Here is a 242-nt window from a genome sequence, read left to right on the forward strand (position 1 = left end):
CAAACCGCGTACGAATAGGGATTTTCAATGCACTCCACTTCAAGGCGTCATGCTTGCGTTGGTGTTTCCTTGCTACTGGCCGCCGTTACGGGAGTACTCAGCGCACCCATTTTGGCGCAGCCAACACCGGTCGATGACTCAGCACAGGGCGAAACGCTCAGTCCCCAAACCAAGAGCCCCGAAGCCAGCCCGGCGAAAAAAGGCGCGTACCTGTCGGACTGGTTCAACCAGGACCTGACGCT

1 pseudogene is annotated in these 242 nt (G+C 57.9%); it reads left to right on the forward strand.

The window, feature by feature from the left end:
* Positions 1 to 27 precede the first annotated feature (27 nt).
* Positions 28 to 242: pseudogene (locus SB756_RS34365) on the forward strand (nucleoside-specific channel-forming protein Tsx); the annotation flags it as partial.

The sequence above is a fragment of the Pseudomonas sp. SIMBA_068 genome (genome assembly GCF_046534705.1).
Classification (GTDB): Bacteria; Pseudomonadota; Gammaproteobacteria; order Pseudomonadales; family Pseudomonadaceae; genus Aquipseudomonas; species Aquipseudomonas putida.